The organism is Pseudomonas donghuensis, assembly GCF_000259195.1.
Classification (GTDB): Bacteria; Pseudomonadota; Gammaproteobacteria; order Pseudomonadales; family Pseudomonadaceae; genus Aquipseudomonas; species Aquipseudomonas donghuensis.
The window spans coordinates 1-18,453 of record NZ_JH650778.1 but is presented as its reverse complement, the minus strand read 5'-3'; the positions used below and the strand labels follow the sequence as shown (position 1 = coordinate 18,453).

17 protein-coding genes are annotated in these 18,453 nt (G+C 62.5%); 10 read left to right on the top strand and 7 right to left on the bottom strand.

The window, feature by feature from the left end:
* Positions 1–922, bottom strand: a 922-nt coding sequence (locus UW3_RS27510; RefSeq protein ID WP_010225851.1) for an NAD(P)/FAD-dependent oxidoreductase, incomplete at its 3' end; no start/stop codon positions are given.
* Between the two features lie 114 nt (positions 923–1,036).
* On the opposite strand from UW3_RS27510, the gene UW3_RS0122485 reads away from it, so the two are divergent.
* Complete coding sequence (locus UW3_RS0122485) at positions 1,037–1,390, top strand: YkgJ family cysteine cluster protein (RefSeq protein WP_010225850.1); 354 nt, start codon at positions 1,037–1,039, stop codon at positions 1,388–1,390.
* A 3-nt stretch (positions 1,391–1,393) separates the two neighbouring features.
* Here the strand turns inward: UW3_RS0122485 and dadR are convergent, their stop codons facing one another.
* Positions 1,394–1,882: a transcriptional regulator DadR gene (dadR, locus tag UW3_RS0122480; RefSeq protein WP_008366790.1), complete on the bottom strand. Its 489-nt coding sequence runs from the start codon at positions 1,880–1,882 to the stop codon at positions 1,394–1,396.
* 156 nt (positions 1,883–2,038) lie between these two features.
* Here dadR and dadA point away from each other — a divergent pair, with 156 nt between their 5' ends.
* From dadA to UW3_RS0122450, 6 genes are all read left to right on the top strand, one after another.
* Complete coding sequence (gene dadA, locus UW3_RS0122475) at positions 2,039–3,340, top strand: D-amino acid dehydrogenase (RefSeq protein WP_010225845.1); 1,302 nt, start codon at positions 2,039–2,041, stop codon at positions 3,338–3,340.
* Entirely contained in the window at positions 3,312–3,665 is a 354-nt protein-coding gene (locus tag UW3_RS0122470; RefSeq protein ID WP_010225843.1) for a RidA family protein, read from the top strand. Before dadA ends, UW3_RS0122470 begins: the two co-directional genes overlap by 29 nt.
* A 97-nt stretch (positions 3,666–3,762) precedes the next feature.
* Positions 3,763–4,836, top strand: coding sequence for an alanine racemase (gene alr / locus UW3_RS0122465; RefSeq protein ID WP_010225841.1), 1,074 nt, complete (start codon positions 3,763–3,765; stop codon positions 4,834–4,836).
* A gap of 108 nt (positions 4,837–4,944) precedes the next feature.
* Complete coding sequence (locus UW3_RS0122460) at positions 4,945–5,493, top strand: cupin domain-containing protein (RefSeq protein ID WP_010225839.1); 549 nt, start codon at positions 4,945–4,947, stop codon at positions 5,491–5,493.
* A 139-nt stretch (positions 5,494–5,632) separates the two neighbouring features.
* Entirely contained in the window at positions 5,633–6,055 is a 423-nt protein-coding gene (locus UW3_RS0122455; protein ID WP_010225838.1) for a c-type cytochrome, read from the top strand.
* 122 nt (positions 6,056–6,177) lie between these two features.
* Positions 6,178–8,091 (top strand): acetyl-CoA hydrolase/transferase C-terminal domain-containing protein, encoded by a 1,914-nt coding sequence (locus UW3_RS0122450; protein WP_010225836.1) that lies wholly within the window; start codon positions 6,178–6,180, stop codon positions 8,089–8,091.
* A 90-nt stretch (positions 8,092–8,181) separates the two neighbouring features.
* On the opposite strand, the gene UW3_RS0122445 is transcribed toward UW3_RS0122450, so the two are convergent.
* Together UW3_RS0122445 and rep are read right to left on the bottom strand one after the other, a co-directional pair.
* On the bottom strand, positions 8,182–8,754 hold the full coding sequence (locus UW3_RS0122445) for a xanthine phosphoribosyltransferase (RefSeq protein ID WP_010225834.1): 573 nt from the start codon (positions 8,752–8,754) through the stop codon (positions 8,182–8,184).
* A gap of 63 nt (positions 8,755–8,817) precedes the next feature.
* Positions 8,818–10,827, bottom strand: coding sequence for a DNA helicase Rep (rep, locus tag UW3_RS0122440; protein ID WP_010225832.1), 2,010 nt, complete (start codon positions 10,825–10,827; stop codon positions 8,818–8,820).
* Positions 10,828–11,092: 265 nt separating this feature from the next.
* On the opposite strand from rep, the gene UW3_RS0122435 reads away from it, so the two are divergent.
* Complete coding sequence (locus UW3_RS0122435; RefSeq protein ID WP_010225830.1) at positions 11,093–12,757, top strand: putative bifunctional diguanylate cyclase/phosphodiesterase; 1,665 nt, start codon at positions 11,093–11,095, stop codon at positions 12,755–12,757.
* Positions 12,758–12,811: 54 nt separating this feature from the next.
* Here UW3_RS0122435 and UW3_RS0122430 read toward each other — a convergent pair whose 3' ends face one another.
* Positions 12,812–14,203, bottom strand: a complete 1,392-nt coding sequence (locus UW3_RS0122430) for a NorM family multidrug efflux MATE transporter (RefSeq protein WP_010225827.1) — start codon at positions 14,201–14,203, stop codon at positions 12,812–12,814.
* A gap of 155 nt (positions 14,204–14,358) precedes the next feature.
* On the opposite strand from UW3_RS0122430, the gene UW3_RS0122425 reads away from it, so the two are divergent.
* On the top strand, positions 14,359–15,303 hold the full coding sequence (locus tag UW3_RS0122425) for a LysR substrate-binding domain-containing protein (protein WP_026001469.1): 945 nt from the start codon (positions 14,359–14,361) through the stop codon (positions 15,301–15,303).
* A gap of 6 nt (positions 15,304–15,309) precedes the next feature.
* Here UW3_RS0122425 and hglS read toward each other — a convergent pair whose 3' ends face one another.
* On the bottom strand, positions 15,310–16,707 hold the full coding sequence (gene hglS, locus UW3_RS0122420; RefSeq protein ID WP_010225823.1) for a 2-oxoadipate dioxygenase/decarboxylase HglS: 1,398 nt from the start codon (positions 16,705–16,707) through the stop codon (positions 15,310–15,312).
* Between the two features lie 95 nt (positions 16,708–16,802).
* Positions 16,803–17,699 (bottom strand): LysR family transcriptional regulator, encoded by an 897-nt coding sequence (locus tag UW3_RS0122415; protein WP_010225821.1) that lies wholly within the window; start codon positions 17,697–17,699, stop codon positions 16,803–16,805.
* Between the two features lie 135 nt (positions 17,700–17,834).
* On the opposite strand from UW3_RS0122415, the gene UW3_RS0122410 reads away from it, so the two are divergent.
* On the top strand, positions 17,835–18,453 hold a 619-nt coding region (locus UW3_RS0122410; protein WP_010225819.1), incomplete at its 3' end, for an aldehyde dehydrogenase family protein.

Genomic DNA, 18,453 nt, shown 5'->3' with positions numbered 1-18,453 from the left:
CGCCACCGAACAACAGCCGCCGATCGGCGGACAAGCGGTAGTAGTCCAGGGCCACGCGCTGGTCGCACACGGCCATGTTTTGCGGCAGCAACTGGCTGGCCCGGGCCTCGCTCAGGGGTTCGGTGGCGATGATGTAGCTACCGGCGGGCAGCACCTTGCCGCCAAGCTCGGCATTCAGGTCGTTCAGGTAGGCATTGCAGCCGAGCACCAGGGTGCTGGCGAGCACCGAGCCTTGTGCAGTATGTACGCGTACCTGCGGGCCATAATCGATGCGCGTCACTGCGGATTGCTCGAACAGGCGCACGCCCAGCTTGCTGGCGACGACCGCTTCGCCCAGTGCCAGGTTGAGCGGGTGCAGATGCCCGGAGCCCATATCGATCAGGCCGCCGACGTAGCGGTCCGAGCCGACCACGCTGTGCATCTGCTCAGGCTGCACCAGGCGCAACTCGTGGCGATAGCCGAGACTGCGCAGCGCTTCGGCATCCTCGGCGAACCCCTCCAGGTCGCGGGGTTTGTTGGCCAAGTCGCAGTAACCCCAGGTCAGGTCGCAGTCGATGCTGTGGCGTTCGATTCGCTCGCGGACGATGTCCACGGCTTCCAGGCCCATCAGCTTGAGCTCGCGCACGCCATCACAACCGATGATCGGGGTGAACTGCTCAAGGCCGTGGCCGACGCCACGAATCAGTTGCCCGCCATTGCGCCCGCTGGCGCCCCAGCCGATCTTGCGAGCTTCCAGCAGGATCACGTTGAGGCCGCGCTCGGCCAGTTCGATCGCCGTGTTCAGCCCGGAAAAACCACCGCCCACCACGCAGATGTCACAGCTCAGTTCGCCCTGCAGCTGTGGATAATTCGCCTGTGGGGCGCTGCTGGCAGCGTAGTAGGAAGCGGTGTGCGAGGCGGGCTGCTGAACGCCGGCGTTCATGGCGATGTCCTGGTTCTGAGTGTTTGGAAAATTTTACGCAGGATAAGCTGCACTTTCAGGGGTGGGCAACCGTAGGGCAAAATAGTGCGCCACCCTTCTTTGCCGCAGGCCGCCATGAGTTGCAACAGCCACAAGATCCGCTTCCTGCGCGAGCAGATCCCATCCTTTGAATGCGTGCCGGGCTGTCACGACTGCTGCGGGCCGGTAACCACTTCGTCGGAAGAAATGGCCCGCCTGCCGCGCAAGAGCGCCGCCGAGCAGGAAGCCGCACTGGCGGAACTGAACTGCGTGCACCTGGGCCCCAACGGCTGCACCGTGTACGAAGAGCGGCCGCTGATCTGCCGCTTGTTCGGTACCACTCCCAAGCTGCCATGCCCCAATGGCCGGGCCCCGGCCGAGATGATCGACCCACACGCCGAAAAGCTGGTGCACCAGTACATCGCCAGCACCCGGCAGGTGCTGGTCTGAGCCTCAGTCCGGAATCGGCAGGTTGAGGCTTTCCTTCACCTCTTCCATGACGATGTAGCTCTTCGACTCGCGCACGTGCGGCAGCTTGAGCAGGATGTCGCCGAGCAGCTTGCGGTAGGAAGCCATCTCGGAAATCCGCGCCTTGACCAGGTAATCGAAGTCGCCGGAGACCAGGTGGCACTCGAGCACGTGCGGCAACTTCAGCACGGCACGTCGGAATTCCTCGAAGGTGTCGCCTGACTTGTAGTCGAGGCTGATTTCGACGAACACCAGCAGGCTGCCCTTCAGGTGCTGCGGGTTGAGCCGGGCGTTGTAGCCCATGATGATCCCTTCGCGCTCCAGGCGCCGGACCCGCTCGGTGCAGGGGGTGGTCGACAGGCCGACCTTTTCGCCCAGTTCAGTAAACGAGATGCGCCCATCTGCCTGCAGGATGCGCAGGATATTGCGGTCGATCTTGTCCAGTTCACGTTTGCTTTGGTGCTGGGTTCTCATAGTGGATGCCCCTCCGTAAAAGCCAACCTTGCCGAGAATTCTCGCCAAATATAGGCTTTTATATAGTGAAAAGCACTGGTCATACCTTCCTATACTGCGCGCATCTATGCCATTAACAACAAATGTCAGCGGTACGCTGCTTCGAGGGTATTAAACATGCGAGTTCTGGTGCTTGGTAGCGGTGTGATCGGAACCGCCAGTGCCTACTATCTGGCACGGCAAGGGTTTGAAGTCGTCGTGGTCGACCGCCAACCGGCAGTCGCCATGGAAACCAGCTTTGCCAATGCCGGCCAGGTCTCGCCTGGTTACGCTTCGCCCTGGGCGGCCCCGGGTGTGCCGCTCAAAGCCATCAAGTGGCTGCTGGAGCGTCACGCGCCCCTGGCCATCAAGGCCACCGCCGACATCGACCAGTACCTGTGGATGGCGCAAATGCTGCGCAACTGCACCGCCAGCCGTTATGCGGTGAACAAGGAGCGCATGGTGCGCCTGTCCGAGTACAGCCGTGACTGCCTCGACGAGTTGCGTGCCGAAACCGGCATTGCCTACGAAGGCCGTACCCTCGGTACCACGCAACTGTTCCGCACCCAGGCGCAACTGGACAACGCCGCCAAGGACATTGCCGTCCTCGAGCAGTCCGGCGTGCCGTACGAAGTGCTCGACCGCGAAGGCATCGCCCGCGTCGAACCGGCCCTGGCCAACGTCACCGACATTCTTGCCGGTGCCCTGCGCCTGCCCAACGACCAGACCGGCGACTGCCAGCTGTTCACCACCCGCCTGGCGGAAATGGCGATCAAGCTCGGTGTCGAATTCCGCTTTGGCCAGGACATTCAGCGCCTGGACTACGCCGGAGACCGCATCAACGGCGTGTGGATCGATGGCAAGCTGGAAACCGCCGACCGCTACGTGCTGGCCCTGGGCAGCTACTCGCCGCAGCTGCTCAAACCGCTGGGCATCAAGGCCCCGGTCTACCCGCTCAAGGGCTATTCGCTGACGGTACCGATCACCGACCCGGCGATGGCGCCGACTTCGACCATTCTCGACGAAACCTACAAGGTCGCGATCACCCGTTTCGACAACCGCATCCGCGTTGGCGGCATGGCCGAAATCGCCGGTTTTGACCTGTCGCTGAACCCGCGTCGACGCGAAACCCTGGAGATGATCGTCAACGACCTTTATCCTCATGGCGGCGACCTGAGCCAAGCCAGTTTCTGGACCGGCCTGCGCCCGACCACCCCGGACGGTACGCCGATTGTCGGAGCCACGCCGTTCCGCAACCTGTTCCTCAACACCGGTCACGGTACGTTGGGCTGGACCATGGCCTGCGGTTCCGGTCGGCTGTTGGCCGACCTGATTGCGCGCAAGAAGCCGCAAATCAGTGCCGAAGGCCTCGATATCTCTCGCTACGGAAAACACCAGGAGCCTGCCAAGCATGTCAGTCCAGCGCCAGCTCACCAATGAGCGCATGAGCCAGATCGTTACCCACAACGGCACCGTGTACCTCGCGGGCCAGGTGGGTGACGACATGAACGCCGGGATCGAGCAGCAAACCCGCGAGACCCTGGCCAACATCGAGCGCCTGCTGGACCTGGCCGGCACCGACAAGAGCCGCCTGCTCTCGGTGACCATCTACCTCAAGGACATCGACGCGCACTTTCAGGGCATGAACGCGGTGTGGGACAAGTGGCTGCCAAAAGGCGTCGCCCCGGCCCGTGCCACCGTCGAAGCCAAGCTGTGCGAACCGGAAATCCTTATCGAGCTGTCGGTGGTCGCCGCCCTGCCGTAACACCCGATCCCTCGCCCGGTGCCGCAGGCGGCCGACCAGTTGCCTTTTGAGCACCGGGTTTTTTACTTCTAACCAGACTGCCCAGAAGGCTGCCGTCATGCGTCCTGCCCGTGCCCTGATCGATCTTCAAGCCCTGCGTCACAACTATCAACTTGCCCGCGAACTGACCGGAGCCAAAGCCCTGGCCGTGATCAAGGCCGATGCCTATGGTCACGGTGCCGTGCGTTGCGCCCTGGCCCTTGAGCAGCAGGCCGATGGTTTTGCCGTGGCCTGTATCGAAGAGGCGCTGGAGTTGCGCGCAGCCGGGATCAAACCGCCGATCTTGCTGCTTGAAGGCTTTTTCGAAGCCAGCGAACTGCAACTGATCGTCCAGCACGACCTGTGGTGCGTGGTGCATTCGCTGTGGCAGCTGGAAGCCATCGAGCAGGCGCACCTGAGCAAGCCGATCACTGTCTGGCTCAAGCTCGACTCGGGCATGCACCGCGTTGGCCTGCATGCCAAGGACTATCAGGCCGCGTACCAGCGCCTGCTGGCCAGCGGCAAGGTTGCGCGCATCGTGCTGATGAGCCACTTCGCCCGTGCCGACGAACTCGACAGCGATGCCAGCAACGAACAGCTGGCGGTGTTCCAGGCTGCGCGCCAGGGCCTGAGCGCCGAGATCAGCCTGCGCAACTCGCCGGCCGTGCTCGGTTGGCCGAATGTGCCCAGCGATTGGGTGCGCCCGGGCCTGATGCTGTACGGTGCCACGCCGTTCGACGTACCCCAGGCAGAAGCTGCGCGCCTGCAGCCGGTGATGACCGTGCAATCGCGAGTGATCAGCGTCCGTGAGCTACCGGCCGGTGAGCCTGTAGGTTATGGCGCCAAGTTTGTCAGCCCGCGGCCGACCCGGGTTGGTGTGGTAGCCATGGGTTACGCCGACGGCTATCCGCGCCAGGCGCCAAACGGCACACCAGTGCTGGTGGCCGGCAAGCGCACCCAACTGATCGGTCGGGTGTCGATGGACATGCTCTGCATTGACCTGACCGACGTGCCGGAAGCGGGCCTCGGCAGTCCGGTGGAGCTGTGGGGCAAAAACGTGCTGGCCAGCGAAGTGGCCATGCATGCCGGCAACATTCCCTACCAGATTTTCTGCAACCTCAAGCGCGTACCGCTGGACTACAGCGGCGATTAAAGCGCCAAAGCGGACAGGCTGCGGGTCGAAGTGTTGTAAATACTGAACGCTGTTGCGATGATAACGTTCAATTTCGACCCCACTCGTTCGTTTAGGAGGGCTCCAGCATTGGACGTCGGTGAACGACTGCAAGCCATTCGCAAGCTCAAGGGCCTGTCACAGCGTGAACTCGCCAAACGTGCGGGCGTCACCAACAGCACCATCTCGATGATCGAGAAGAACAGCGTCAGCCCCTCCATCAGCTCGCTGCGCAAGGTGCTGAGCGGTATTCCGATGTCGATGGTCGAGTTCTTTTCCGAAGAGCTGCAACCGGAAAACCCTACCCAGATCGTCTATAAAGCCCACGAGCTGATCGACATTTCGGACGGTGCGGTGACCATGAAACTGGTCGGCAAGGCGCACCCGAGTCGGGCCATTGCCTTTCTCAACGAGGTCTATCCGCCGGGTGCCGATACCGGCGAAGAAATGCTCACCCATGATGGCGAAGAGACCGGCATCCTCCTCGAAGGCCGCCTTGAACTGGTGGTGGGCCTGGAAACTTTCATCCTCGAAGCGGGCGACAGCTACTATTTTGAAAGTACCAAGCCGCACCGTTTCCGCAATCCTTACGATGAGCCGGCTCGGCTGATCAGCGCGGCGACTCCGGCCAACTTCTAGCGGGTACTGCGCGGCGGATTGTCGCGGCTAAGACCCTTTGGACACTAGGGTTGTTTCGGTGAGGCAGGGTTCCCGTTATACTTGCGCCGCCTGCGAAACCGTGGCCGCAGGCGTGACTAGCCACCATGAGGGTGTACGCGTGAATCTAATCAAGAAAATGCTGGCCGTACCAGCTGCCGTATTGGCCCTTTGGGCAGTCAGCGCACAAGCTGCGACCAACGACGACATCGCCAAGCGACTGGAACCGGTCGGCCAGGTGTGTGTACAGGGTCAGGAATGCAAGGGTATGGAAGTCGCAGCGGCTGCTGGCGGCGGCGGTGCCAAGACCCCGGATGAAATCATCGCCAAGCACTGCAACGCTTGCCACGGCAGTGGCCTGCTGGGCGCGCCGAAAATCGGCGACACCGCTGCCTGGAAAGCGCGCTCCGACCACCAGGGCGGTCTGGACGGCATCCTTGCCAAGGCCATTACCGGTATCAACGCCATGCCGCCGAAAGGCACCTGTGCCGACTGCTCGGATGACGACCTCAAGGGCGCCATCAAGAAGATGTCCGGCCTGTAAGCCCAGCGCTTGCCCAACAAAGCCCGCCACGTGCGGGCTTTGTGCTTTTTAGCGCTGGTCAGCGCAGCAATCTGGCGGCATGCTCGCTCCAACGTGGTCAAGGAATGCCGCAGGAGGCCGAGATGGCGCACCGCTGTTCGATCGACGATGCCGTAGACCAGGTGCTGGCGCGCCTGCCCGCGCACATTCACATGGGCCTGCCGCTGGGGCTGGGCAAGCCCAACCGCTTCGTCAATGCCCTGTATGCGCGCGTTCGCCAGTTGCCCGAGCGGCAACTGACTATCTACACCGCCTTGAGCCTGGGCCGCCCGGACCTGGGCGACGGCTTGCAGCGGCGCTTCCTTGAGCCCTTCATCGAGCGGGTGTTCGCCGACTACCTCGAACTGGACTACCTGCACGACCTGCGCCGCGACCAGTTGCCGGCAAACATCCGTGTCGAGCAGTTCTTCCTGCAGCCGGGCAGCCTGCTGCACAGCGCCATGGCCCAGCAGGACTACGTCAGCAGCAACTACAGCCATGCCGCCCGCGATATCAACGCCAAGGGCTTGAACCTGGTGGCGCAACTGGTTGCCGAAGACCCGGCGCATCCCGGGCAATTGAGCTTGAGCTGCAACCCGGACATCACCCTTGACCTGCTGCCGATGATCGCCCGCCGCCGGGCAGCCGGTGAAACCATCCTGTTGCTCGGCCAGGTGCATGCGCAACTGCCTTACATGCCGGGCGCTTCGGAGCTGCCCAGGGACGATTTCGACCTGCTGATCGACAGCCCGGAATGCACCCGGTTGTTTTCCACACCGAACATGCCGGTCACCACTCAAGACCATTTCATCGGCCTGCATGCCAGCACGTTGGTGCGCGATGGCGGCACCCTGCAGATCGGCATCGGTGCCATGGGCGATGCGCTGACCGCCGGGCTGCTGGCGCGTCAGGCGGACAGTGAGGCTTACCAAGCGTTGCTGGCTGAGCTTGACCTGACGCCCTGGCAAACCCTGGTCGAGCGCGAAGGCGGCATCCAGCCCTTCGCCCGCGGCCTGTATGGCTGTAGCGAAATGTTCGTCAACGGCCTGCTGGCGCTGGTCGAAGCCGGGATCATCCGCCGTCCGGTCTACCCTGACGAGGCGCGCCAGCAGGCGGCCAACAACGGCGAGCTGGATGACCAGGGGGTACTGGTGCATGGCGGCTTCTTTCTTGGCCCTCAGGCGTTTTACCAGCGCTTGCGGGAAATGCCGCTAAGCCTGCGCAAACGCTTTGCCATGAGCGCCATCAGCTACATCAACGAGCTGTATGGCCAGGAGTCGCTCAAGCGTCTGCAGCGCCGGGATGCACGCTTTATCAACACGGTGTTCACCATGACCTTGATGGGCGCCGGGGTGGCCGATCAGCTGGAAGATGGCCGGGTACTCAGCGGGGTGGGCGGGCAGTACAACTTTGTCGCCCAGGGCCATGCACTCGAAGGCGCGCGCTCGATCCTGCTGCTGCGCAGCTGGCGCGAGGCGGGCGGCGAGGTTAGCTCCAACCTGGTCTGGGAGTACGGTCACTGCACCATCCCCCGGCACCTGCGCGATATCGTCGTTACCGAGTACGGTATTGCCGATCTGCGTGGGCAGACTGATGCCGAGGTGATTGCCCGGTTGCTGGCGATCACGGACTCACGCTTCCAGCCCGAGCTGATCGAGCGAGCCCAGCAGGCCGGCAAGTTGCCGAAGGATTTCCACCTTGATCAGCGCTTCACCGAGAACACCCCGCAGCGTTTGCAGGCACTGCGCGAAAGGCACCCACGGTTGTTCCCCGAGTATCCGCTGGGCAGTGACTTCACCGCTGAAGAGCGTGATTTATTGCGTGCGCTGAACTGGCTCAAGAGCAAGTTCAAGCTGAGCGAGGTGCTGGAGCTGGGCAAGGCGGCGCTGGATGCACCGGCACCCGAGGCGTTTCCTGCGCAGTTGGCACGGATGGGGTTGGCGCAGCCGCAGGGGCTGAAGGAGGACTTGTATCAGCGCTTGTTGCTGGCGGGGTTGCAGGCAACAGCGTTCCGTTGAGGACGCTATCGCTGGCAAGCCAGCTCCCACAAGGTCCGCGGTATGCAGTATCTGTGAGAGCTGGTTTGCCAGCGATGAGGCCAGCGCAAATTACTCGATGAAAGTAACCACGCCACCTTCCAGCGACTTCACCCGAGCCAGCGATTCAACGCGGTAGCCCTGGCTGTCCAGTTCGGCGCGGCCGCCCTGGAACGACTTCTCGATGACGATACCCAAGCCGGCAACGGTGGCACCGGCTTGCTTGATGATCGAGATCAGCGCCTGGGAGGCTTTGCCGTTGGCCAGGAAGTCGTCGATCACCAGCACGCGGTCGCTGCTGTTGAGGTGGCGCGGGGAGATCGCCACGGTGTTTTCAGTCTGCTTGGTGAAGGAATACACCGAAGCCACCAGCAGGTTTTCGGTCAGGGTCAGCGACTGGTGCTTGCGCGCGAAAATCACCGGAACGCCCAGCTTCAGGCCGGTCATCACCGCCGGGGCAATGCCCGAGGCTTCGATGGTGACGATCTTGGTGATACCCGAATCGGCGAACAGACGGGCGAACTCGTCGCCAATCAGTTGCATCAGCGCAGGGTCGATCTGATGGTTGAGAAACGCATCGACTTTGAGAACCTGATCGGAAAGCACGATGCCTTCTTCGCGAATCTTCTGGTGCAGTGCTTCCACTGTGGTATTTCCTCGATGTAGCAAGAGTGGCCACGGCAATACGCCGCAGCAAAGGTTGATTATCTAACGTTTGAGCATGGCACGGATATCGGCCAGTGCATTGTTGCCGCGAGCGGCCTTCACTTCGGTCGGCGCGTCGTCCAGGCCCTCCCAGGCCAGGTCGTCGTCGGGCAGCTCGTCCAGGAAGCGGCTCGGCGAACAATCGATGATCTCGCCGTATTGCTTGCGCTTGGCGGCAAAGGTGAAGGCCAGGGTCTGACGGGCGCGGGTAATCCCGACGTAGGCCAGGCGCCGTTCTTCTTCAATGGTGTCGGCTTCGATACTGGAACGGTGGGGGAGGATTTCCTCCTCCATGCCCATGATGAACACGTAGGGGAATTCCAGGCCCTTGGAGGCGTGCAGGGTCATCATCTGCACACCTTCGGCGCCGTCTTCCTCTTCCTGCTGGCGCTCGAGCATGTCGCGCAGTACCAGCTTGCCGATGGCTTCTTCGATGGTCATGCCACCGTCTTCGTCTTTCTCGAGGGTGTTTTTCAACGCCTCGATCAGGAACCAGACGTTGCTCATGCGAAAATCCGCAGCCTTGTCGCTGGAGCTGTTGGTGCGAATCCAGTTCTCGTAGTCGATGTCCATGATCATGCTGCGCAGGGCAGCGATCGGGTCTTCCAGCGCGACCTGCTCGCGGACCTTGTCCATCCAGCGCTTGAAGCGCTGCAAGCGGTCGGTGTAGCGGCTGTCCAGGTGCTCACCGAGGCCCAGCTCCTCGCTGGCGGCGTACATCGAAACCTTGCGCTCGGTGGCGTAGTTGCCGAGCTTTTCCAGGGTGGTCGAGCCGATTTCCCGGCGCGGTACGTTGATCACCCGCAGGTAGGCGTTGTCGTCGTCCGGGTTTACCAGCAAGCGGAAGTAGGCCATCAGGTCTTTGACTTCCTGGCGTCCGAAGAAGCTATTGCCGCCTGACAGACGATACGGCACCTGGTGGTGCTGCAGCTTCAGCTCGATCAGCTTGGCCTGGTAGTTGCCCCGGTAAAGAATGGCGAAGTCGCTGTAGGGCCGGTCGGTGCGCAGGTGCAGGCTGAGGATCTCCATGGCCACCCGTTCGGCCTCGGCTTCCTCGTTTTTGCAGCGAATCACGCGGATTTCGTCGCCATGGCCCATCTCGCTCCACAGCTGCTTTTCGAAGGCGTGCGGATTGTTCGAGATCAATACGTTGGCGCAGCGCAGGATACGGCTGGTGGAGCGGTAGTTCTGCTCGAGCATCACCACCTTCAGCGAAGGGTAGTCGTCCTTGAGCAACATCAGGTTCTCGGGCCGCGCGCCGCGCCAGGCGTAGATCGACTGGTCGTCGTCGCCGACCACGGTGAACTGGTTGCGCGTACCGATCAGCATTTTCACCAGCAGGTACTGGCTGGCGTTGGTGTCCTGGTATTCGTCGACCAGCAGGTAACGCACCTTGTTCTGCCACTTCTCCAGGACGTCGGGGTTGTCCTGGAACAGCTTGACCGGCAGCAGGATCAGGTCGTCGAAGTCCACCGCGTTGAACGCCCGCAAGGTGCGCTGGTAATGCGCATAGACCACTGCGGCGGTCTGCTCCTTGGGGTTGCGGGCCTTTTCCAGGGCCTCGGGTGGCAGGATCAGGTCGTTTTTCCAGGCGCCGATCATGTTCTTGATCTCGTCGACGCCGTCGTCGCCCGAGTATTCCTTCTGCATGATGTCGGTCATCAGGGCTTTGACGTCGGTCTCGTCGAAGATCGAGAAGCCCGGTTTGAAGCCCAGCCGTTCATGCTCCTTGCGGATGATGTTCAGGCCCAGGTTGTGGAAGGTCGATACGGTCAGGCCGCGGCCTTCGCCCTTGCGCAGCAGGGTGCCGACCCGCTCTTTCATCTCCCGCGCGGCCTTGTTGGTGAAGGTCATGGCCACGATGTACTGGGCGCGGATGCCGCAGTTCTGGATCAGGTGCGCGATCTTGCGGGTGATCACGCTGGTTTTGCCGGAGCCAGCACCGGCGAGCACCAAAAGAGGGCCGCCGACGTAGTTCACGGCTTCTTGTTGCCGAGGGTTGAGTCGGGACATGACGAAAACCGGGGACGCTAGAAAAATAGCCGGGCATTTTAGCAGGGGTAGAAAGTTTCTGCCGCGACCGTCTGACAGTGTGACGTACCACGCGATCTAAATTTGCCGCATTTGATACTTTCCCGCAGGATGCGTGGCGAAACCTGCGGGATGTCGGCAATGGAATGGCATGACTTTAAGTGAAAATCATTTTCATTAATGGTTTAGGATACGCATTCTCGCTGCCCATCGTCATTTGACTGTGTCTACGTCCTAAGGAGCCAGCTTGTCTACGCCCGTCGAACCCTTGCGTTTGCTCCTGCTGGCCGATGAGCCGGAATGGGCCACTGTCTTGCGCGAGTGTCTGCTGCCGATGGCGGGCCAGGCGGTACTGCTGACCGCTCCGAACTGGGAGGCGGTCGACAGCCTGTTTGCCAATGACCGCAATGCGCTGGTCCTGGCGACTCCGCCACTGCAACCGGCGCCCGGGCGCTGCATATTGCCAATGGTTCTGCTGCTCGAGCACGAGCCGCAGGTGCCGCCGCCGGGGGTCAGTGACTGGCTGATCCGTGACCAACTGACCAGCAATATCCTGCGCCGCAGCCTGCGCCACGTCCGCGAACGCGGCGTGCTGGAAGCGACCCTGCAGCGCCTGGCCGAACAGGACCCGCTGACCGGCATCGCCAACCGCCAGGGCTTCCAGACCCTGCTGGCGGCGCGCCTGGCCGACAATGACGGGCGCGGCGTTGCCCTCGGTCACCTGGACCTCGACAACTTTCGCCATGCCAACGATGCCCTCGGCCACCAGGCCGGCGACCGGCTGATCCTGCAAGTGGTGGGTCGGCTGAAAAGCCAGCTGGAAGCCGGTGACCAGGTCGCACGCCTGGGCAGCGACGAGTTCGCCCTGTTGATCGATACCCGCCGCGAGCCACAACGCGCCGAGTGGATGGCCGAGCGCATTACCGAAGCCCTGGCCGAACCCTACTGGATCGACGGCGAAAGCCTGCTGCTCGGCTGCAGCCTGGGCGTCGCCCATGCCCGCGCCCAGGGCGGCGCCGACCCGCTGATGTGGCATGCGCACATTGCCATGCAGCAGGCCAAGAGTACCCAGGGCTGTACCTTTCACGTCTTTAACGAACGCATCAACCGCAACGCCCGCAGCCTTGCCGACCTGGAAAGCGAACTGCGCCGGGCGCTGCGTCGCGACGAGCTGGAGCTGCACTACCAGCCGCGGCTGAACCTGGCCGACGGGCGCATCGTCGGCCTCGAAGCCCTGGTGCGCTGGCGCCATGCCGAGCGCGGGCTGCTGCCGCCCAGCGAGTTCGTGCCGCTGGCCGAGCAGAGCGGGTTGATCGTGCCCCTGGGCTACTGGGTGATTTCCCGCGCCCTGCGCGACATGCAGGCGCTGCGCGAGCGAGGCCTGGCGCCGCTGCACATGGCGGTGAACCTGTCGTTTCGCCAGTTCCAGGACAGCCAGTTGTTGGCGACCCTGAGCCGGCTGATCATCGAGCATGGTGTCGATGCCCGCTGGCTGGAGTTCGAGCTGACCGAAACCGCGGTGATGCGCCGCAATGACCTGGTCAAGCAGACCATGGATGCCCTCGGGCGCCTGGGTGTGCGCTTTTCCCTGGATGACTTCGGTACCGGCTTTTCGTCGTTCGTGCACCTCAACAGCCTGCCGATCACCTTGCTCAAGGTCGATCGCAGCTTTGTCGGCGGCATGGAGCAGCGCGAAGAGAACCGCAAGCTGGTGCACGCGATGATCAACCTGGCGCACAACCTCAATCTGGAGGTGGTCGCTGAAGGTGTGGAAACCCCTGAGCAAATGGGCCTGTTGCGCAGTTTTGATTGCGACCAGGTGCAGGGGTTTCTGATCAGCCGGCCGTTACCGATCGATGAGTTGATGGCGTATTTGCTGCACGGGCCGGCGCAGCAGTCGGTAGCTCTCTAGAGGCTGGGGCTGCTGTGCAGCCCATCGCTGGCAAGGCCAGCTCCCACAGGGGCCTCAAACCACCGAAGCAGTCGCCTTGTTCACCCCAGCCGAACTGCCCAGCAAGCGCTTCACCCGCCATTCGAAGGCCAGGGTCAGGCTCACCGCTGCACACGCCAGGCCCAGCGCCAGCCCCCACCACACGCCCACCGCACCCAGGCCAAGGGTGAACGCCAGCAGCCAGGCGGCCGGCGCACCAATCACCCAGTAGCAGAACAGCCCGACCAGGAAGGTGGTCTTGGCGTCCTTGAGCCCGCGGATCGAACCCATGGCAATGGTTTGCACGCCATCGAACAGCTCGAACCAGGCGGCGACCATCAGCAGGCTTACGGCCAACTGGATGATCGCGGCAAAGGCCGGGTCATCGTGGTCGAGGAACAGTCCCACCAGCGGATCCGGCAGCAGCCAGAAGAGGATGGCGAACATCAGCATCATCGCCGCGCCAAAACCGATCCCGACGCGGCCGGCATGGCGAGCACCGAGAAGGTTATCGGCACCGTAATAGAGCCCTACACGCATGGTCACGGCGTACGACAAGCCTGCCGGGATCATGAATGCGGTAGAGACGATCTGCAGGGCGATCTGGTGTGCGGCCAGTTCGGTGCTGCCGAGCACGCCCATGCACAGCGCGGCGAAGGCGAACAGGCCCACTTCTACGGTGTAGGTGCCGCCAATCGGCAAGCCCAGGCGCCACAACTCGCGCAAGGCCGGCCACGAAGGGCGGCTCAGGCCCTGGCTAATCGGGTAGGGCGCATAGGCCGGGTGCCAGCGGATGTACAGGGCCATGGCCACGGCCATGCAGTTGGCAACGATGGCGGTCACCAGGCCGATGCCCACCAGGCCCAGTTTCGGCAGGCCGAACATGCCCTCGATCAACGCGTAGTTGAGCAGGAAGTTGGCCACTGTGCCGATCAGGCTGATCACCATTACCGGCGTCGAGCGGCCAATGGCGCTGGTAAAACCGCGCAAGGCCATGAAGCTCAGGTAGCCGGGCAGGGCGAAAGGCAGCAACAGCAGGAACTGCGCGGCAGCCTCGACGTTGTTCGGGCTCTGGCCCAGCAGTAGCAGCACTGGCTCCAGGTTCCATAGCGCCAGCGCCGTCACCAGGGCCATGACCCAGGCCAGCCACAACCCGGCCTGGGTCAGGCGGGTGGCGCCGACGATATCACCGGCACCCTTGCGAATCGCCACCAGGGTACCGACCGCGGCGATCACGCCCAGGCAAAAGATCGACACGAACGAATAGCTCGCCGCACCCAGGCCGCCGCCGGCCAGTGCCTGCGGGCTGATGCGGGCCATCATCAGGGTGTCGGTGAGTACCATCAGCATGTGCGCCAACTGCGAGGCGATCAGCGGCCCGGCCAGGCGCAGCAAAGCCTTGAGTTCATGGGTCGGCGCAGCCTGCATGGAGTCGTCCTTTTCTTACGCGATAGATTCAAAGCGTGAAAGTCTGAGCCTTTGTACGGTTATCCACAAAAGGATAATAGCGATGGTTGGCATGATTAAAACTCATGGGAGTATGATCCTGACGATTGCTTGTGGATAACCCGGAGCCCGCCGTCATGTCTCGTCGTTTACCGCCTCTATACGCACTGCGGGCTTTCGAAGCAGCGGCCCGGCACAGTTCGTTTACCCGCGCCGCAGATGAGTTATCGATAACCCAGAGCGCGGTCAGCCGCCATATCCGCACGCTTGAGGAGCACTTTGCCTGTCGTTTGTTCGTGCGCAATGGCCGCAGCCTGCAGCTCAGCGAAGCGGCGCGCTTGCTGTTGCCAGGGGTGCGCGAAGGCTTTGCGGCGCTGGAGCGTGCCTGTAGCACCCTGCGCAGCGAAGACGATATTTTGCGCATGAAAGCGCCCTCGACCCTGACCATGCGCTGGCTGCTGGCGCGCCTCAGCCGCTTTCGTCACTTGCAGCCGGGCAACGAAGTGCAACTGACCAGTGCCTGGATGGATGTCGATCATGTCGATTTCAATCACGAGCCTTTCGACTGCGCGGTGTTGCTCAGTGATGGGCACTTTGCGCCGGACTGGGAGGTCAAGCGGCTGTTTTCCGAGCTGCTGATCCCGGTCGGGGCACCGGAACTGCTCAAGGAAGGGCCCTGGGACGAGCGGCGCCTGGCGGGCATCGAGTTGCTTCACCCGACCCCCGACAAGCGCGACTGGCGCAGTTGGCTGGCGCGCATGGACCTCACCGACAAGGTCTCGCTCAAGGGTGGCCAGGTGTTCGACACCTTGGAGCTGGGCATGATCGCCGCCGCCCGGGGCTATGGCGTGTCCATGGGCGACTTGCTGATGGTCGCCGAGGACGTCGCTCAGGGCCGGCTCAGCCTGCCCTGGCCGACGGCGGTTGCCAGCGGGCTGGACTACTACCTGGTCTGGCCGAAAACCCGTCCGGGTGGCGAGCGCTTGCGGCGCTTGAGCGACTTTCTGCAAGGCGAGGCCGATGCCATGGATTTGCCAAAAGTGGAAATTCTGCCGGCAACAGCTGCGATCACCTCGGTATAAAGGGGCTTAAAGCGCAGGAAGCCCCAACGCCTGCGCACACGCCTGCAACGACCGCCGCTGGCTTTCGGCATACAACGCCAACTCATCCTGCACCGGCTTGCCCAGCGCCTGCTCGAAGGCATCGCGGTTGGCATTGCTGCCGTACTCGCTCTGCGCCTCATCGCCCAGGTTGGACTGGAAGATCCCAGCCGCACTGACCGGCAGAAAATCCTCGTACACCAGGGCTTCAAAGTGGATATGCCCGGCGTCGATCAATTCTTGCAATGAACTTGGCCGCTGAGTATCCCCGCGCGCCGCCAGGCCACGCTCGGTGGGGAAGTAGCGGAAGTACGCGAGGTCCTGTTCACGCATCTGCGCCAGGTCATCCGGAAAGGCCTTGAAGCTGTCGCTGAGCAAACCCATGTAGTGCGCGGCATTGGCCTCGGCGGGCACGCCACCCAGCGCCGCGCGGGCGCTATCGAGCAGTTGGTCGTACAGCTGGCGACCCTTCGGCGTCAGCGCGGCGCCCCGTTGCTCAATCTCGCCAAAGCGCGCGGTATGGCTGCCGCTGCCTTCACCGTGCTGATCGGTGAAGGCGACCTTTTCCTGCAGCGCCTTGAAACTGGTCTGACGCAGAAGGATCGGGCAGCGACGCGGTGGCGGGCCTTCGATCACGGCTTTGGGCGGAATACCTTTGGCCGGCATGCCCAGCTGGATGGCATCGATGTCCAGGGTGCGCGGGGTCAGGTGGTTGATGTGTGGGCCTTTGAAGGCCACCACATCGGCAATCAGGCGGTGCTGGTCATGCAGTTGCTGGTACTGCTCGGCGGTCACTGTGGCGTCCCGGTGCCAACGGAAGGTGTGCAGGGCTTCGTTGACAAAAACCTGGGCATTGTCGGCATTCAAGCCGCCATCACGCTCGAACTGCTCGATCAGCTGTAGGGCGCGCGGGGTGAAGATCTGCCGCCGGGCGAGAATCTCGCCAGACAGTTCACGCAGCGCCGGGTTGTCGATCAGTTCCAGACGCAGCAGCGAGGTGAAGACCCGGAACGGGCTGATGTGCAGCGATTGCTCGTGCACGGCGCGAAAGGCAGTGGAATGCACCGGCACGCCGGCAGAGCTGAGGTCGTAGTAACCCACTGGCTGCATGCCCATCACCGCGAACAGGCGGCCGATGGTTGCCAGCTCTTCAGCCGTGCCGACGCGAATGGCGCCGTGGCGTTCCTGGTCGAGGCGTTCAATCTCGCCGGTCCAGCGCAAGGCCTGGGCAACCTCGGGTTGCTCGGCCATCACGTGCTGATTGATTTCGCTCACCAGCGACAGCAGCGTGCCGTACAGCGGCACCTCTTGCTTGTACATGAGCGACATGGCGGCCGAGAACTGCGCGCGAATGCTGTCCGGGCTGACGAAATCTTGAGCGGGCATCGAAAGCTTCCTGGTAAGTGGGCACCTTTACATGAAAGCGAGGAATGCAGTGCCTGCACAAGCGAAAAAAAGTCGATCTGTCATTCCAAAAATTATCAATCTTGCCCGGCCAGCTCTCCGCGAATCCAGTCAACCAAGGCGCGCACCTTTGGCACCTCTGCCGCATGCTCGGAAAACGCCAGGAAATGCGCACCATTGCTGCGCATGCTGTACTGCCAAGGCACGATCAGTTTGCCTTCGGCGAGCTCCTGGGCCACCAGGTAGCGCGGCACCAGGGCCACGCCGCAGCCGGACTGAGCAGCGCTGAGGCTCATATAGAAGGTATCGAAGCGCGGCCCGTGATAGCTGTTGGCCGAATGCAGGCCCTGTTCCAGGAACCACTCGTGCCAGGCTTCCGGGCGCGAGGTGCTTTGCAGCAGCACCAATTCGGCCACTTCGCTGGCGTCCTTGAGCGTACGCCCCTGCAACAGTTCCGGCGCGCACACCGGCAGCACTTCTTCGCCGAACAGCTCGATGCAGGTTGCCCCTGGCCAGGTACCCTGGCCAAAGAAGAACACCACGTCGGCGGTGGCCTGCAGCAGGGCGAAGGGTTCCATCTCGTTGCGGATGTCGAGGTGGATGTTCGGGTACTGCTTGCCGAAACCTTTGAGGTGCGGGATCAGCCAGCGCACACCAAAGCTCGGTTGGGTCGCTACCTTGAGGACTTCGGTCTGTTCGCCGTAGGACATGATGTAACGGCTGGACATGTCGACCTGGGTCAGAATCTTGTTGACCTCGGCCAGGTACAGCGCGCCTGCTGGTGTCAGCTGCAGGCGTCGGCGGATACGCAGGAACAGGTGATGGCGCAGCATCTCTTCAAGCTGGGCCACCTGCTTGCTCACCGCGCTCTGGGTCAGGTGCAGTTCCTCGGCGGCGCGGGTGAAGCTCAGGTGCCGAGCGGCAGCCTCGAAACACTGCAGGGCGGCCATCGATGGCACCAGACGTTTGGACATAGCGGTCTCTAAGCCAGTAGATCATTACCTGGCGGAATGATATGCAGAATAAAGGTCGTTTGTTGCGCCAGAGTGATCGGATTAATACTGATCCCTATCACTTTTTCAACCACTCATCGCATGCAGGAGAAGAAAATGGTTGATGGACTGCTTGACCGCCTCGGTGTCCCGGCCGCTGCCTACACCCACGGTAACCATCCCGTTCACACCCCGATCGATGGCAGCGCGATTGCCTCGGTGCACCTGGAAAGCAAAGCCCAGGTGACCGCCAAGATCGATCAGGCCGAAAAAGCCTTCCAGGCCTGGCGCAACGTCCCGGCCCCGCGCCGCGGTGAGTTGATCCGCCTGTTTGGCGAAGTGCTGCGTAAGTACAAGGCCGAGCTCGGTGAACTGGTGTCGATCGAAGCCGGCAAGATCACCCAGGAAGGCCTGGGCGAAGTGCAGGAAATGATCGATATCTGCGACTTCGCCGTTGGCCTGTCGCGTCAGCTCTACGGCTTGACCATCGCCTCCGAGCGCCCGGGCCACCACATGCGTGAAACCTGGCACCCGCTGGGTGTGGTCGGGGTCATCAGCGCCTTCAACTTCCCCGTCGCGGTCTGGGCCTGGAACACCACCCTGGCATTGGTGTGCGGCAACGCCGTGGTGTGGAAGCCGTCGGAGAAAACCCCGCTGACCGCGCTGGCCTGCCAGGCCCTGTTCGAAAAAGCGCTGAAGGCCTTTGGTGATGCGCCAGAAGGCCTGAGCCAGTTGA

Excerpts from the sequence above, each read along its gene's own strand:
- UW3_RS0122415 (WP_010225821.1), bottom strand. The coding sequence starts at position 17,699 with ATGTCCAAACGTCTGGTGCCATCGATGGCCGCCCTGCAGTGTTTCGAG.
- UW3_RS0122485 (WP_010225850.1), top strand. The coding sequence starts at position 1,037 with ATGAGTTGCAACAGCCACAAGATCCGCTTCCTGCGCGAGCAGATCCCA.
- UW3_RS0122430 (WP_010225827.1), bottom strand. The coding sequence starts at position 14,203 with ATGCAGGCTGCGCCGACCCATGAACTCAAGGCTTTGCTGCGCCTGGCC.
- UW3_RS0122450 (WP_010225836.1), top strand. The coding sequence starts at position 6,178 with ATGGCGCACCGCTGTTCGATCGACGATGCCGTAGACCAGGTGCTGGCG.
- rep (WP_010225832.1), bottom strand. The coding sequence starts at position 10,827 with ATGTCCCGACTCAACCCTCGGCAACAAGAAGCCGTGAACTACGTCGGC.
- UW3_RS0122470 (WP_010225843.1), top strand. The coding sequence starts at position 3,312 with ATGTCAGTCCAGCGCCAGCTCACCAATGAGCGCATGAGCCAGATCGTT.
- hglS (WP_010225823.1), bottom strand. The coding sequence starts at position 16,707 with ATGCCCGCTCAAGATTTCGTCAGCCCGGACAGCATTCGCGCGCAGTTC.
- dadR (WP_008366790.1), bottom strand. The coding sequence starts at position 1,882 with ATGAGAACCCAGCACCAAAGCAAACGTGAACTGGACAAGATCGACCGC.
- UW3_RS0122425 (WP_026001469.1), top strand. The coding sequence starts at position 14,359 with ATGTCTCGTCGTTTACCGCCTCTATACGCACTGCGGGCTTTCGAAGCA.
- alr (WP_010225841.1), top strand. The coding sequence starts at position 3,763 with ATGCGTCCTGCCCGTGCCCTGATCGATCTTCAAGCCCTGCGTCACAAC.
- dadA (WP_010225845.1), top strand. The coding sequence starts at position 2,039 with ATGCGAGTTCTGGTGCTTGGTAGCGGTGTGATCGGAACCGCCAGTGCC.